This window comes from Clostridium pacaense (assembly GCF_020709765.2).
Lineage (GTDB): Bacteria > Bacillota > Clostridia > Lachnospirales > Lachnospiraceae > Enterocloster > Enterocloster hominis.
Genome location: NZ_JAJFEB020000003.1, coordinates 272,944 through 287,658, shown reverse-complemented (window position 1 = coordinate 287,658; position 14,715 = coordinate 272,944). Strand labels below are relative to the sequence as shown.

At 50.8% G+C, this 14,715-nt stretch carries 14 protein-coding genes and 1 tRNA gene; 2 read left to right on the top strand and 13 right to left on the bottom strand.

The window, feature by feature from the left end; translation table 11 throughout:
• Window positions 1-230: 230 nt before the first annotated feature.
• A complete protein-coding gene (locus tag LK536_RS37440; protein WP_227795302.1) occupies window positions 231-1,925 on the bottom strand; it encodes a glutamine--tRNA ligase/YqeY domain fusion protein in 1,695 nt (564 codons plus the stop codon).
• A gap of 170 nt (window positions 1,926-2,095) precedes the next feature.
• Between LK536_RS37440 and LK536_RS37435 the strand changes: the two genes are divergently transcribed.
• Both LK536_RS37435 and LK536_RS37430 read left to right on the top strand, forming a co-directional pair.
• On the top strand, window positions 2,096-2,803 hold the full coding sequence (locus tag LK536_RS37435) for an AzlC family ABC transporter permease (RefSeq protein ID WP_008721703.1): 708 nt from the start codon (window positions 2,096-2,098) through the stop codon (window positions 2,801-2,803).
• Window positions 2,800-3,153 (top strand): branched-chain amino acid transport AzlD family protein, encoded by a 354-nt coding sequence (locus tag LK536_RS37430; protein WP_330507572.1) that lies wholly within the window; start codon window positions 2,800-2,802, stop codon window positions 3,151-3,153. The genes LK536_RS37435 and LK536_RS37430 overlap by 4 nt, the downstream gene beginning before the upstream one ends.
• 268 nt (window positions 3,154-3,421) lie before the next feature.
• Here LK536_RS37430 and LK536_RS37425 read toward each other — a convergent pair whose 3' ends face one another.
• The 12 genes from LK536_RS37425 to LK536_RS37370 all read right to left on the bottom strand — a co-directional run bounded on the left by LK536_RS37425 (window position 3,422) and on the right by LK536_RS37370 (window position 14,709).
• Window positions 3,422-5,977 carry a histidine kinase N-terminal 7TM domain-containing diguanylate cyclase/phosphohydrolase gene (locus tag LK536_RS37425; protein ID WP_025483197.1) on the bottom strand — a complete coding sequence of 852 codons (2,556 nt, stop codon included), beginning with the start codon at window positions 5,975-5,977 and terminating at the stop codon, window positions 3,422-3,424.
• Window positions 5,978-5,981: 4 nt separating this feature from the next.
• Window positions 5,982-7,616, bottom strand: coding sequence for a GH3 domain-containing protein (locus tag LK536_RS37420; RefSeq protein WP_227795301.1), 1,635 nt, complete (start codon window positions 7,614-7,616; stop codon window positions 5,982-5,984).
• 4 nt (window positions 7,617-7,620) lie between these two features.
• Complete coding sequence (locus LK536_RS37415) at window positions 7,621-8,172, bottom strand: hypothetical protein (RefSeq protein ID WP_329602204.1); 552 nt, start codon at window positions 8,170-8,172, stop codon at window positions 7,621-7,623.
• Between the two features lie 501 nt (window positions 8,173-8,673).
• A tRNA-Thr gene (locus LK536_RS37410) sits at window positions 8,674-8,746 on the bottom strand.
• A 109-nt stretch (window positions 8,747-8,855) separates the two neighbouring features.
• Window positions 8,856-9,035, bottom strand: coding sequence for a hypothetical protein (locus tag LK536_RS37405; RefSeq protein WP_008721688.1), 180 nt, complete (start codon window positions 9,033-9,035; stop codon window positions 8,856-8,858).
• 468 nt (window positions 9,036-9,503) lie between these two features.
• Window positions 9,504-10,451 (bottom strand): L-lactate dehydrogenase, encoded by a 948-nt coding sequence (locus LK536_RS37400; RefSeq protein WP_025483201.1) that lies wholly within the window; start codon window positions 10,449-10,451, stop codon window positions 9,504-9,506.
• Window positions 10,452-10,624: 173 nt separating this feature from the next.
• Entirely contained in the window at window positions 10,625-11,686 is a 1,062-nt protein-coding gene (locus LK536_RS37395) for a type IV pilus twitching motility protein PilT (protein WP_227795299.1), read from the bottom strand.
• Between the two features lie 93 nt (window positions 11,687-11,779).
• Window positions 11,780-12,259: a hypothetical protein gene (locus tag LK536_RS37390; protein ID WP_227795298.1), complete on the bottom strand. Its 480-nt coding sequence runs from the start codon at window positions 12,257-12,259 to the stop codon at window positions 11,780-11,782.
• 35 nt (window positions 12,260-12,294) lie between these two features.
• On the bottom strand, window positions 12,295-12,810 hold the full coding sequence (locus LK536_RS37385) for a type II secretion system protein (protein WP_227795297.1): 516 nt from the start codon (window positions 12,808-12,810) through the stop codon (window positions 12,295-12,297).
• On the bottom strand, window positions 12,803-13,297 hold the full coding sequence (locus LK536_RS37380; RefSeq protein ID WP_008721676.1) for a DUF4860 domain-containing protein: 495 nt from the start codon (window positions 13,295-13,297) through the stop codon (window positions 12,803-12,805). The genes LK536_RS37385 and LK536_RS37380 overlap by 8 nt, the downstream gene beginning before the upstream one ends.
• Window positions 13,294-13,638: a hypothetical protein gene (locus LK536_RS37375; protein ID WP_227795296.1), complete on the bottom strand. Its 345-nt coding sequence runs from the start codon at window positions 13,636-13,638 to the stop codon at window positions 13,294-13,296. Before LK536_RS37375 ends, LK536_RS37380 begins: the two co-directional genes overlap by 4 nt.
• A 12-nt stretch (window positions 13,639-13,650) precedes the next feature.
• Window positions 13,651-14,709: a type II secretion system F family protein gene (locus LK536_RS37370; RefSeq protein ID WP_008721671.1), complete on the bottom strand. Its 1,059-nt coding sequence runs from the start codon at window positions 14,707-14,709 to the stop codon at window positions 13,651-13,653.
• Window positions 14,710-14,715: the final 6 nt, after the last annotated feature.

The following is a 14,715-nucleotide window of genomic DNA, read 5'->3' as shown; positions in this document are numbered from 1 at the left end:
AGGCATGCCCTGTGCCGCAGGATGCTTGCCCTATGCCGCAGGATGCTTGCCCTATGCCGCAGGATGCTTGCCCCATACCACCTGCCCTCCCTGAGCCTCCCAAGACCGGATCCCGGATTCCCAATGCAAAATGGCTGCCATACCCAATATTAGGCACAGCAGCCACGATATCCCTGTCACGGTCCAGCCAACAGCCACCCCAGGCATATATGGATTGGCATGCCCTGACCTTACTTTGGCAGCTTAAAGGAACTTTTAAGGGACACAATCCGGTTGAACACAGGGTGCTCCGGCGTGCTGTCCTTACAGTCCACACAGAAGAAACCGTTGCGCACGAACTGGTAGCTGTCATAGGCCCTGCCCTCTGCCAGGGCCGGTTCCACATAGCATTCACTTAAGACAGTCAGGGAATTGGGATTCAGGTTCAGGCTTCCGTCCTCATTCAGCTTGCCCTTTTCCTCATCCACGATATTCTCATAAAGGCGGCATTCCACCTGCCTTGCCGTTGGTATGCTGACCCAGTGGATGGTTCCCTTTACCTTACGGCCTTCAAAACCGGAACCGCTCTTTGTCTCCGGGTCATAGGTCCCGTGGACAACGGTTACATTGCCGTCTGCATCCTTCTCACATCCGGTGCACTTAACAAAGTAAGCGCCCATGAGACGCACTTCATTGCCGGGGAACATGCGGAAATACTTCTTAGGAGGCTCCTCCATGAAGTCATCCCTCTCAATATAGAGTTCACGGCTAAAGGGCACCTTCCTGTCGCCCAGTTCCGGGTTCTCCAGATTGTTGGGCACGTCAAGCATCTCTGTCTGCCCCTCCGGATAATTGTCAATCACCAGCTTGACCGGGTTTAGCACAGCCATCATACGCGGCTTCTTAAGCTTTAAATCCTCACGGATGCAGTACTCTAACATGGCGTAATCCACAGAACTGTTGGCCTTGGAAACACCCACCAGCTCCACGAACATCTTGATGGCCTCGGGCGTATATCCCCTTCTGCGCAGGGCAGCGATGGACACAAGGCGCGGATCCTCCCAGCCATCCACAATCTTGTCCTCAACCAGTTTCTTGATGTAGCGCTTGCCCGTAACCACATTGGTCAGGTAAAGCTTGGCAAACTCAATCTGACGGGGCGGATCCTCAAATTCACACTCCCTGACCACCCAGTCATAAAGGGGCCTGTGGTCCTCAAACTCCAGGGTGCAGATGGAATGGGTGATATGCTCAATGGCATCCTCAATCGGATGGGCGAAATCATACATGGGATAGATACACCACTTGTCCCCGGTGTTGTGATGGGACATATGGGCCACACGGTAGATGACCGGATCCCTCATGTTGATGTTGGGGGAAGCCATGTCAATCTTGGCACGCAGGACCTTTTCCCCATCCTGGTACCTGCCCTCCTTCATCTCTTCAAACAGCTTCAGGTTCTCTTCAATGCTCCTGTCCCTGTACGGGCTTTCCTTGCCGGGGGTGGTAAAGTCGCCTCTGTATTCCCGGATCTGTTCCGCGGTCAGGTCACAGACAAATGCCTTCCCCTTCTTAATCAGGAATACCGCGCACTCATACATCTGTTCGAAATAATTGGACGCAAAAAACAGCCTGTCCTCAAAATCAGCGCCCAGCCACTTCACATCCGCCATGATGGATTCCACGAATTCCGTCTTCTCTTTTGTGGGGTTTGTATCGTCAAAACGCAGGTTGAACTTGCCACCGTACTTCTGTGCCAGACCGTAATTGAGTAATATGGACTTGGCGTGTCCGATGTGTAAATAACCGTTGGGTTCCGGCGGGAAACGGGTCTGGACATGGCTGTACACGCCCTCTGCCAGGTCCTTGTCAATCTCCTGCTCAATGAAATTCTTGGAGATTACCTCCTTTTCCTCTGTTTCCATTACGGTGTCTTTCTCTGCCATGATTGTTCCTCCGTTATTGTTACTTTTATAATCAAGTATAATAAATAATAACATATTTATCTGGTCTATGAAAGGGGAAAATACATTTTATAGTGGAAATCTTCCCTTGTGTCTGCTATACTATATTAATGTGCTAAAATGTGTACATTTATAAGGAGATTTTACATATCATGAAAAAAACAGCAAAGTTTGCCTTAATCAAGACTATCCCTATCTTCCTGGGATATATTTTTTTGGGGATTGCATTCGGGCTCCTGCTTCAGAAATCCGGCCTTGGCGTCCTGTGGGCCTTCCTCATCAGCGCCCTTGTCTACGCAGGCTCCATGCAGTTTGCCCTGGTAGGCATCCTCACCGGGGGCCTGAGCTTCATCACCACGGCCGTCATGACCCTGTTCATCAACAGCCGCCATGCATTTTACGGCCTGACCTTCATTGAACGTTTTAAGGAAATGAAAAAGGCTTATCCGTACATGGTCTTCTCCCTGACGGACGAGACATACTCCCTGCTCTGCTCCATGGCCCGCCCGGCGGATTTTACGGACAGGGAATGGAAGCAGGCCACCTTCTTTGTCTCCCTGTTTGACCAGTGCTACTGGGTCCTTGGCTCGGTGCTTGGCGCGCTCATGGGGGAACTGATTAAGTTTGACACCACTGGCATTGATTTTGCCATGACCGCCCTGTTCGTGGTCATCTGCGTGGACCAGTGGAAGGCGGCAAGGACCCACATCCCGGCCGTGGCCGGATTCATCTGCGGCGCCCTGTTCCTGATACTTATCCGCACATCCAATTTCATCCTGCCTGCCCTGGCAGCCACCGTGGCCATCCTGCTGTTCCTTCGCAGGACCGTGGAACAGAAGATGGAGGAACATAACCCATGATCAATACACTGACCCATACATTGACAGATCCAGCCTATGTGCTGATTACCATCCTGGTCTGCGCCCTGTGCACCCAGGTTACCCGCTGGCTCCCCTTCCTTTTGTTCGGAGGGAAAAAAGAAGTCCCCCGCCTGGTCCGCTATCTGGGCGCCATACTTCCGGCTGCCATCATGGCCGTGCTGGTCGTTTACTGCCTGAAGGGAATCACTCCCCTGGCATATCCATACGGCCTGCCCGAACTTATCTCCGTGGCAGCAGTGGTAGCACTCCACCTCTGGAAGGGGAATACGCTGGCAAGTATTGCCCTTGGCACGGTGTGCTATATGATACTGGTGCAGATGGTATTCTAAGGGCGGATTTCATGTCACTTCCTGCACGCCGGCTCAAACCCGGGCTTGTCCGTTGGCCGTGTGGACAGCATGGAACATGCATCAAACAAGGACTTTAGCAAAGAACCTTCCTGAAACCTTTATAAAGGTCTTGCAGGAATCATACCTCATGGAGCAGAAATGCCGCCCAATCACAAAGCAGGTGATTGGGCGGCACTTTCTTGCATATGCATTCCATTCCAAGGTCACTCCGTGTCCGGCCTCGATGGCATTATGATTTTCCCCTCTGTCATGACCCGGCATTCCTGCCGTCTTCCACCACATCCCCTTCACTCAGCACCGGCTTTACGGTCCCGGATGCAATCAGTTCCACAAACAGGGGTACAAGCTCCGGGTCAAACTGGGTTCCGGCGCCTTTTTCCAGTTCATTGATGGCAAACTCCACCGACATGCTGGATTTATAGCTGCGCTTTGAAACCATGGCGTCAAAGGAATCAGCAATGCAGAGTATCCTGGCTGCCAGGGGAATGTCCTTTCCCGCAATCCGGCGGGGATAGCCTTTGCCGTCGTAACGCTCATGATGGCCGATGACAGCCGGGATGACATAATCCATGGACGGAAGGTGGCGGATGATTTCCACGGATGCCTCCACATGCCGCTTCATGACTTCGTATTCCTCGGCCGTAAGCTTTCCTGTCTTGTTCAGTATGTTCTCGGGAATACCGATTTTACCGATGTCATGGAGAAGCGCCGACTCCTTGAGTATTTCCCTGTATTCCCCGCTGGTGTGCAGGGCCATCCCGATAGCCTCCGCATAATATGACACGTTCTTGGAATGCTGGAATGTATAATGGTCCTTGGCGTCAATGGCAGCTGTCAGGGCATAGATGGTCGGCGCATATTCCGAATACATACTCTTATGCTTTTTAGCCAATCCCTCATTTGTCTCCCGTATTCCTATGATGCCGTCTGAATATACCCGGATACCGTTCTTGCCGGAACGTTTTACATGGTACACGGCACAGTCCGCATTGGATACCAGTTCCTGTATGGACGCTGCCGCATAAGGAATGGCGCAGATGCCGCAGCTGACGGTCAGGGGCTTCAGATAGGTCTCAGAACTGTCACGGTTCATGTTCTGTATCTGCCGTGAGATATTCTCTGCCAGGTTCTGGGCTGAGTAGATATCGTACTCGGGCAGGATGACGGCAAACTCCTTGCCGCTGTACCGTGCGCAGTATCCGTTGTCCCCCACCGTCCCCTGTATGATACGCGCAATATGTATCAGGGCCTGGTCCCCTTCCTGGTTGCCGTAAAGCTGGTTATACAGCTTAAAATCATCCACATTGAAAATGGCCAGGGCAAGGGAGGTGCGGCTGCATTTTTCATATGCATCCTCCAGCATCCCGTAGAAATACTTCCGGTTCAGCAGTCCGGTCAGTTCATCTGTCCTTGCCTCCTCATAGGCCTTTTCATAAAGCCTGGAATTCTTCACAGCAATGGAGCTTACCGACTCTATGGAATTGAGGAAAATGATATCTTCCTCCGAATATCCCGAACGCAGCTTTCCTTTGTGTTCCTTGCCGCCCAGCATCACAAGCCCGGCCAGGTCATCCCCGTCCTTTAATGGAAGGAGGCACTCTATTTTGAGTATTTCCAGCTGCCTTTTCTCCTCTTCCCACATGGATTTGTAATCCACGGTCCGCCTGAAATCACGGAGGAGCAGGCAGGAATCATGGTTCTTAAGCCAGTGGATCAGGGGCGCATCCCCATCCATCATGAAATTCTTGTCATCCAGGGGGCTGCTGCTGAAAACGGCCGGATAATTACCCTGGTCATCCTTGATGCAGATATAGATCTTTTTGGTATGCACCGTATCGGTAATGACGCTTACCAGGCCCTGAAGTATCTCATTCAGACGCAGGGACTGGGACACCAGCAGCGTATATTCGCTCAGCCGCTCGGTCTGGCTGACTTCCTCCCGTATGAACAGCTTGTCAAAAAAGCATTTCGCCAGCTGATAGATGATCAGGGTCACGATCATGGTCAGGGTGGCCACAATCATCACGCTGAAGGATGACAGCATGGGAACGCCGGTCCGTATCAGGTACTCCAGTGTCTGGGCTATATTATAAAATGCCAGCGCGCTGATGCCCATGGCAATGATGTAGCAGTTTCCCCGTGAAACCAGAAGGGTCATCTTAAACACATGTTTGGAATACAGCGTATAGAACATGACCCCTGCATTGACCGCGCCTGCCAGGATATCGATGGGGAACCCGTTAAAGACCGGCACCGCCATGTTGCCTGCAAACAGAAGCAGGATTCCTGACAGAAGGGGAACCACTTTGGAACAGACTGCCCGGTTCTTCCTGGAGCCAAAGATGATTACCGCGGAATGGATGATCACAAGAAAACACAGTCCATACATGGCAGTGACCCGCCAGGTCATATGGTAGACGAAGAAAGCCTTGTCGCCGATTCCCGTAATGGCCGGGGCTTCCAGCAGGTTGCCGGTGGTCATGTTATATAAGTTGACCAGCACGATCAGTATCAGCCATATCCGGTGGGAGGGTTTGGCCGAATGCCCGCAGAAATCCCTGATAAAGCAGAAAAACGCATACGGTACCAGGCAGATTCCTGCCAGTGAAACATGGAACCACATGTGATAGGAAGGCCACGCCATAAGCCTCATGAGAAGCGAGCCGCCCGTCCATAAAATCATAGCACCCAATACAGCAATAAAATCCCTGACCAGCCTCGACTTCTTAGCCGACATGAAGGCCAGCATGAGGAACATGTAGAAATATAATGCTGTAATGGAAATAAAAACATAGCTTCTCATACAATCAGTATCTCCTCTGCCTGTCAAACAGCTCCTGCATCTTCACCAGATCCTGCACATCGTGTATGGATGGGTTAATATGCCGCAGCTTTTTTCCTGTCTTGTTCTTATATTCCTTAAACGTACCGCACCTTAATATGGTAACCTCCAGGGGATTCATGCCCAGGATACGTTTTAGATCATGGTAATCCTGGTCCACATACTTAAAGTAAATGGTAAGATGCTCCTTCAGAAGTTCCCTGCTGACCGCCCGGTTCACCACTGAACCAGGGGACATTTCCACGTACATATGCAGATAAGGACGTCCCTTATCAACAGTGAACTCCTTAAGCGCCACCCAGTCCTCCACCTCCAGCCCTGAAAGGCCGATGACATTCTGGATGGAATTTTCTGATATCCTGGTAAATCCGGCAATATCAATGATATCCGGCACCCGGTCCATGTACTCAAACCGGGGAATCCTTGTCTCATCATCCTTGCTGGTAAGCCCCAGGCACCGGTACATATCCCCCACCCGGTATCTGGCAAAGGCGCCGCCCCTCAGCACGGTGGGCACAAGTTCATAGACTTCTCCCGGAACCACCTCATCCATGCAGACGGTCCTTGGCACATAGGACGGGTCATCCATATTGCGGTACATCTCCTCCTCCGGAATGAATTCATAAAAACATGCGTCCGGGAAAAAGTACAGACCATTGCGGTTCCATGTCTCCGTGCCCACAAAGCTTGGCTCCGTGCCTGCAAACACCTCCACCGGCCTTACGCCCCACAGTTCCTCCAAATCATCCTTGTAGCACCGGTTATCCGTGCCCGCGCACAAAAAGCCCTTGAGTTTAAAAAGGTCCTTTGGCATCAGCGGCCGTTCCTCTTTCCTGCACTGTTTTTTAGCCCTGAGATACTTAAGGGTCATGGACGGAGGCATGGTGAACAGCTTCTTAAGGCTGGATCCGCCCTTCCTACCGCTCTCGGAAAGACTTGCGACACTCATGCTCACATAGTAGGCAACGCTTCCCATCCCGAAGAAGAAATCAATGCCTTTACTTAACCCCATCTTAAAGCCCCGTTTGTTGCGCTCGGAAAAGGTCATATCCACAGCCTCTTTTACAGGCGGAAGGAATTCCATATGGAACTGGTCGGACAGCCCCAGCGGGATCAGGCCCGTGATATAAGGCAATGGCGCCAGGCCATAGAGGAACGTATCCCCGATATCAATATCAAAGCTTCCCCTTCCCTTGCTTGTGGCCATCATAAGACAGGTTATGATATTATTCTTAAAGGTCTCAAGCATACCGCTGGTATAGGGCGCCACTTTAATAGGATGTTTCCCGCCTTCCCATGTAGTCTGGATCCATATGATGGGCTTGTCCGGCAGCATATCCTCCTTTTTCAGGAGAAGCACATCCGCATAATCGTCATAGGTGGTAAGGGGCACCATGGACCGGAACTCCTCAACCGTTGCCGGATTCCTGCCCTTCAGTATCTTTTTTCCGATGGGGCTGCTGCACCAGAGCCGCATCTGCTCCGCCAGCAGCCTTTTCTGTATCTTCATATAGGAATCCATATCCAGGTCCAGGAACCCGCAGTATTCCTGCCATATCCTGTCATACTCCTGGTTCACAAGCTTTTCCTCAAATGTCATAAACTCACCGCCCCTTTTTCATTTTCGGTAACAAAAATGGCACAGACCTCCGGTAATCCTCATAATCAGAAAACTCCCTTACAAAAATATACCGGTCCTGATACCAGGCATACAACAGATTAAGAAGTGACAAAACAAGGCAGAACACAACACGCTCCCCTGTTCCTGTAGACATCCCAAGACAGGAAAAGCAGCCGAAAAACCACCAGATACCCGGATGGCGGCACCAGCCGTATATGCCCGACCTGCACGCCTTATGCTGGTCAGCCTCCCTGCAATAGGTACTGTCAAAGGGAAGGGCAAAATACAGGGTGTAGATAAGGCCTGCCAGGCATATGGCGGACAGGCACAGCCAGAATGCCAGGGACAGGCCTGCCCCCGGTTTCCCTAAGCTGAGTGAAAATGCCTCAAGGACCAACCGGACCGCCACCACGGCCAGGCAAATATTCCCGGCTGCAAATAATGGATTCATCCAGCTTTTTTTTACAAACACACGGTTCCAGTCATATATAAAAAACATTGCAAAGGCTCCCAGGCCAAGCATCCAGTCCAGCATCATTACTCCCCCTGCCCAAACAAAAAACGGAAGCCAGTATTATCTAAAATATCTGACTTCCCAACGTTATCTTCCACCTGTTTTCCCATAATCCCCTCCATATATGATGCAGCCCGTGTAACCGGCATTGTCTCCTGTGAAACGCCCCACAAAAAGATTGTATTTTACGGACAATATTCATCTTATCACAAATAGGCCAAAAACGGAAGGGATTACCCCGGATATTATTTTTCTATTTCCAATTATTTTTGACTTATTTTGTAATTATGGGGAATATTCTAGTAATTACGGACAATTTAAATGCCCCTCCCTGGTATTTCTGCCTGGATAGATACAGGCATGATATCCATTGGACAGGTTCCGGCAAAAACGGTGAGGAATCAAAACAAGTTCATTTTTATTTTTGCAAACATATTGCAGCTTTTTGTCAAGCTTCCACGCAAAAGCAGATGCATCTGCACAGATACACAAAAAACCCTTGAAAATTCAAGGGTTTCACCGAGCTGCTGACGGGAATCGGACCCGTGACCTCCGCACTACCAATGCGACGCTCTACCGACTGAGCCACAGCAGCTTTTATTTTGTTCCGCTCACGCGAACCTTGTATATATTATCATGAGGGGAGAAATTTGTCAACAATAAATTTGAAAAAGTTTTCATTTGACTCAAAATCCCAGAAAGGATCATATCAGCGGCCGATGGATCTGTATTGTCCCTTCGGCTTTCAGGGCTTCCACAATGGAGGAAACCTTATCCTGGGGCATATATAATTCATTTGATACCTGATAGGCCGTGGGTGTGTACCCATGCCTCTTTGTAAATTCTTTTATATAAAAAAGTACCCTATCCCTGTTGTCATTCATAGTATGCTACCTCTTATCTGCGTGATATATGGGATAGTATGCCCCAGAATCAGGAATATCATACACAGCCCCAGCTATCCTTATAATCCCTATTCCTTCCACTTCCTCAGTCTTTCTTTACACTTATCCACAATTATGATACTACCAGATATAGATAAGCACAATACCGACACCAAATATCTTGTACTTCCGGTGGATAATGTGGATAAATATGTGGATATCCTGTTAATTGGGTGTGGACAGATTTTAAGCGCATAAAAACAATAAAATCGTAAAGTTTTTCACATTTAATTTATAGACTGCTCAAACTTTGGTCACAAAAGTCCTGTATACTGTAGTCATAAACAAGGAACCAATCCTTTTGATATAGATTTTCCATACAAAGCCGGTACGTTGTCCCCCATCGTACCGGCTCCTCTCATTCTTAGTGCCAGGCTCCTCTTATCCTCAGTGCCGGCTCCTCTTATCTTAAAAAATCCCGTCGAAACTCTCCCGCAGCGTATCGCATGATCTGCCCAGCTTATCCAGTTCATCCTCTGTCAGCGACAGAGGAAGCACGCGCTGGATCCCATTCTGGTTGATAATACAGGGCACGCCCACATATACATCCCGCTGTCCATATTCTCCCCTAAGCATGGCTGACACGGTAAGCACACTGTGTTCATCCCCAAGGATGGCTTTGGTAATCCTGGTCAGGGCCATTCCGATTCCGTAGTAGGTGGCGTTCTTGGCTTCAATTATCTTATAGGCAGCAGTGCGCACCTCTTCTTCAATCTCGTCAAACCTTCCCCTGCATCCCTCATCCCCGGATTCATTGCAGAGTTCCAGGATGGGCTTGGTGGCCAGAAGGGCCTGGCTCCACGGCACAAACTCACTGTCCCCGTGCTCGCCCATGACATAGGCGTGGACATTCCTTGGATCCGCTTTCAGATAATCCCCCAGAAGGTAACGCAGCCTGGCCGTGTCCAGGGCGGTTCCGCTGCCCAGCACACGTCTTGGATTAAAGCCGGAAAGGGTGCATGTTATCCTTGTCATGATATCCACCGGATTGGTCGCAACCAGGAAAATACCATTAAAACCAGATGATGTCACAGGGTCTATGATGGAGCGGAACACCTCCGCATTGCGTTTGAGCAGATCCAGCCTGCTCTCCCCTGGCTTCTGGGCAACCCCTGCACAGATCACCACGATATCCGCATCCGAACAGTCCCCGTACCCGCCTGCATATATGGTCATGCTGGAATTGGCGAATGCAAGGCCATGGTTCAGATCCATCGCCTCCCCCTCCGCCCGTTTCTTATTCACATCTATTAACACCAGTTCATCACACACTGACTGGTTGAGCAGGCTGTATGCATAGCTCATGCCTACCATTCCTGTACCCACAATTACTACTTTCCGTTTATCAACTTTCATAAAAGACTCCTTTCCCCGGATATCTGCTTCCCCTGCCATAAACATGACAGGATGTATTTCCAGACACGCTCTGGATATAGTATATCTGGAAAGGCTTATCCTTATTCCACGGATCAGCAGCCCGGTATGTAACTTCGATATATAGCCGGACGCCTGCTCCTGAATCACTCCTGTTACCTGGACAGCTTCTTTTCCATCAGCTCACTGTTACTGCTGTAAGCCACTGCATTTTCACGTGATATGGCGCCGTCCCGGTAAAGCTTGATCAGGCTGTTGTCCATGGATACCATGCCCTCCTCCTGGGACGTGGCAATGACTCCGTCAATCTGATGGATTTTAGATTCCCGTATCATATTGCGGATTGCGTTATTCAGGAACATGATTTCAAATGCAGGCTGTACGCCACCGTCCAATGTCGGTATCAGCTGCTGCGATATGACTGCGTCCAGCACCATGGCCAGCTGGGTCCGAATCTGCTGCTGCTGGTTTGGAGGGAATGCGTCAATGACACGGTCAATGGTATTGGCCGCGCCAACCGTGTGCAGGGTGGACAGGATCAGATGACCTGTCTCAGCCGCTGTCATGGCAATGCTGATGGTCTCATAATCCCTCATCTCGCCTAAAAGGATGACATCCGGCGCCTGCCTTAAGGACGCCCTGAGACCGCTTACATAGCTGTCCGTATCCGTCACGATCTCCCTCTGGGTCACAACGCTCATCTTATGCCTGTGGAGATACTCAATGGGGTCCTCCAAGGTAATGACATGGGCATTCCTGGTGCGGTTGATTTCATCTATGATACATGCCAGGGTGGTGCTTTTCCCGCTGCCGGCCGGGCCTGTCACAAGCACCATTCCCTTGGTCAGCCTGGACACATCGATAATGCTCTTTGGCAGATGAAGCTGCCCCGCATCCGGCAGTTCAAACCGGACCACCCGGATGATGCCTGCCAGGGAACCCCTCTGCCGGAATACACTGGCACGGAACCTGGACACACCTGGAATGGCAAAGGAGAAGTCATCATCCCCATGGCTCTGTACCTTTTCCATACTCCGGTTCTTGGCCAGTTCATAAATCTGTTTAATCATACCATTCATCTCGTCAGGCATGATCCTGTCATCTCCCTGATAGATGATCCGGCCCCCTATCTTATAGGAAAAGGGCATGCCGGGAATCAGGAAAATGTCCGCCGCATCCTTTTCCACTGCCGATGTAAGTAATTCCATAACATTCATATATCTATGCTCCTTTATACCATTCTGTATACGCGTTCTCCGAAAAACCAGATACCCTCATGGAGTCCCAGCCGTCCCTTTAAGGCCATCGGCTTACCCTTCTGTGGGAGTCTCCCCGCCCCAGACCGGCATCGATGTATCAATCTCATACTCCTCACTGTTATACACATACCAGGATTTTACCTCGTACCTCTTTTCCCCGCACATCAGCACCAGTTCGATGCGAAGGGACCGGCCCCTGTCCATTGGTATGTCCGTGGATATAAGCCCGGTTTCCCTGTCATAGAGGTCTCCCAGCCTGTCTTTTATCTCCAGGCTGCACTGGGCGGAATCCTGGCCTTTCCCCATTTCTTCCATAAGGACCCCATCCACATCCTTCAGCCACTGCTGTCCTTTATTGTCAGCCTCATAATACCCCTTTACCGCATCCGCATTGCGCCTTGCAAGCTTTAAATCCCCCTGGGCGCTGCTTAAGGAAAGCAGGCCAAAGGTGGCCATGCACAACACAATGAATATCAGTATCAGTGACGAGGCTCCTATACTCACTTTATTCCTGGAACTTTTTTCTGCCATCTGCCATCTCTCTCCTGTACATGATGAATCATACCTTACTGCGCCTCATAGCTTTCTGTCTGCAGGCGGTAGAGAAGTTCCCCCCTGTCATCCCCTTTGCCGTAACGCAGGACCAGTACATCGGTCCTTCTCATGCCGTCCACCGTGCCCTGGTATACAATCCCCAGGTACGGCGTGTTGAAGTCTGGTTCCGTTACCCTCCAGCTGCTGTCCCAGTAAATGGCATGCATTCCCTCATAGCCGTCACTTTCCACCAGTTCCCTGTTCCATTCAGCATAATCTTCATTTTCATCATCTGCTTCCGCCAGATGCTGCCAGATATTCCGGTCCGGCAGCTGCTGGCTCCAGCGCGGTTCTGCGCCGGCCTTCAGCTCCTCGGTCAGGCTCTCTGCCATAAGCACTGCCTGGTTGATGTCCCTGGCTTCCCGGCTGATATTGTCCGACTTTGCAAAAACCATGACGCAGATGCTGGCACAGATAATGAAAAAACCTACCACTACCAGCATTTCCATTAAAAATGGCCCTGAACCGGACCCGCTTTTCCTATTCATCCGCCTCAAGTCCTCCGCTTCTTAAGGATAGGCTCACAGCGCCTCCGCCTTCCCCAAGTGTCTCAATGCGAAGCAGCTTCCCATCCTTTGACAGGTCAAGCCCTCCGCACTCCAGTATGGTCAGGCCGTCCTCCAGTCCCAGTCCGCTGGATGTATCTGTAAATAACTCCCGGATGGTCCCATCCTTCCAGTAAATCCAAGTAACATATTCAGAATCCCCGATTTCCTGCTTCATCTCAAGGACAGGAATCCCGTCCACGTCCACCACATCCACAAGGCCTGCCCGGTCTCCCTGGCGCACCTTGTTGGCAATATAGCTGAGGGCCGTATTGCCCGTGTAGCTTGCATCGCTGCGCACCGTAATGTTCTCATATACCCGGCTTCCGATCAGCACGGTAAAGAGGGCACTCAGAACAAATACCAGAAACAGCAGCATGGTAAAAAGCACACTCATCATATGGCCTTTTTTCTCTGTCTTCTGAATCATTCTGATGCCCCCTGCTCTTCTATGGGTATGATGTTGATCTCCGGCATTACATTGGATGCAAAGCCGTCATAGAACACATTATATTTTTTGCGGTTAATCTGTACACCGTAATTTTCTTCCAGATACTCCACGCTGGGCGGATAGCGCCCTTCAATGGCGTAGCACTGGACCGAAGCCCGGGTAACCGCTTTCTTCAGGGTTTCCTCTTCCCTGCTTCCGGTCCTGCCTGCAAAGCTTATCACGGCTCCCGCAAATATTGTAACAGCAGCAGCCATGGCCGCCGCTGACAGCAGGTAGCCATAGATGCTGCTCTTTTCCTTTTTCCTGTTTTGAACCTTCATAATCCGTCCTCCTTATCCGATTGCGGATAACACTCCCACCAGAGGAAGCATGACAGACAGAAGCACCAGGCCCACGGATACTGCCAGCACCGCCACAATGGTGGGTTCGAACCTGGCTATCATATTATCAATGGAGGCATCGGCGGCTTCCTCGTAGTCCCCCGATATCTCCTCCATGACACTGTCCAGATGGCCGCTTCTGCTTCCCACCTTAATCATCTGTATGTAAAAACCGGAGAACAGCCCGGTATCCTTCATGGACTGGTAATAACTTTCCCCCACCTGCAGCTGCTCCGAGCATCTGCTGATGCGCTCAGCCACCTTTTCATTGTCCACAAGTTCCTTCGCCAGCTCCATGCCCTTTTCCAGTTCCATCCCGCATTTAAGGGTCAGGGAAAGGACTGCAGTAAAGCGGCGGTTGGCCACTGCCAGGGCAATCTTGCTGCGGCATTTGACATAATTGATGAACCGCTCCACCAAACCGAACTTCCTGCCAAACCTGGACGCCACCCAGATACCGCCTGCCAGCAGTCCCAGGAGGGCAGCCACAACCAGGGCCGCGCCGCTGAACAGGCCGCCCAGACGGATGGCGGACAGCGCCACCGGCGACATCTGCGCCCCCAGCTGTTCATATACCTTGTTGAACACAGGCATGACCCGTGTAAACAGGACAAACAGCACCACCAGAAGCATGATTACCATCATGACAGGGTAGGTCACTGCATTCTTAATGGCTTGTATCAGCCGGTATTCCTTTTCATAATATACGGACAGGGATTTCATCATCTGGTCCATGGTTCCCGTGCTCTGGCCCAGCTTTGCCATCTTAACCACATAGTCCGGGAATACCTTGGTATCTTCCAGGACCTTAAAAAACGGGTCCCCCAGTTCCACGCCCTCCGCCATGTAGAGCAGCATGTCCTTTTCCTTTTTGTCAGCCGCATCCTCTGCCATGATGGCAAGCCCCTCATCCAGGGGTACCGCTGACTCCAGAAGCAGGGATACCTGCAGGCAGAAAGCTGCCAGTTCCCGGTAGGAATAGCGGTAATATGCCTCACCTTGCTTTTCCATGTCATT

Coding starts and splice junctions, on each gene's coding strand:
- LK536_RS37370 (WP_008721671.1), bottom strand. CDS start 14,709: ATGGAAAAGCAAGGTGAGGCATATTACCGCTATTCCTACCGGGAACTG.
- LK536_RS37440 (WP_227795302.1), bottom strand. CDS start 1,925: ATGGCAGAGAAAGACACCGTAATGGAAACAGAGGAAAAGGAGGTAATC.
- LK536_RS37400 (WP_025483201.1), bottom strand. CDS start 10,451: ATGAAAGTTGATAAACGGAAAGTAGTAATTGTGGGTACAGGAATGGTA.
- LK536_RS37430 (WP_330507572.1), top strand. CDS start 2,800: ATGATCAATACACTGACCCATACATTGACAGATCCAGCCTATGTGCTG.
- LK536_RS37380 (WP_008721676.1), bottom strand. CDS start 13,297: ATGATTCAGAAGACAGAGAAAAAAGGCCATATGATGAGTGTGCTTTTT.
- LK536_RS37385 (WP_227795297.1), bottom strand. CDS start 12,810: ATGAATAGGAAAAGCGGGTCCGGTTCAGGGCCATTTTTAATGGAAATG.
- LK536_RS37415 (WP_329602204.1), bottom strand. CDS start 8,172: ATGCTGGACTGGATGCTTGGCCTGGGAGCCTTTGCAATGTTTTTTATA.
- LK536_RS37420 (WP_227795301.1), bottom strand. CDS start 7,616: ATGACATTTGAGGAAAAGCTTGTGAACCAGGAGTATGACAGGATATGG.
- LK536_RS37390 (WP_227795298.1), bottom strand. CDS start 12,259: ATGGCAGAAAAAAGTTCCAGGAATAAAGTGAGTATAGGAGCCTCGTCA.
- LK536_RS37375 (WP_227795296.1), bottom strand. CDS start 13,638: ATGAAGGTTCAAAACAGGAAAAAGGAAAAGAGCAGCATCTATGGCTAC.
- LK536_RS37405 (WP_008721688.1), bottom strand. CDS start 9,035: ATGAATGACAACAGGGATAGGGTACTTTTTTATATAAAAGAATTTACA.
- LK536_RS37395 (WP_227795299.1), bottom strand. CDS start 11,686: ATGAATGTTATGGAATTACTTACATCGGCAGTGGAAAAGGATGCGGCG.
- LK536_RS37435 (WP_008721703.1), top strand. CDS start 2,096: ATGAAAAAAACAGCAAAGTTTGCCTTAATCAAGACTATCCCTATCTTC.
- LK536_RS37425 (WP_025483197.1), bottom strand. CDS start 5,977: ATGAGAAGCTATGTTTTTATTTCCATTACAGCATTATATTTCTACATG.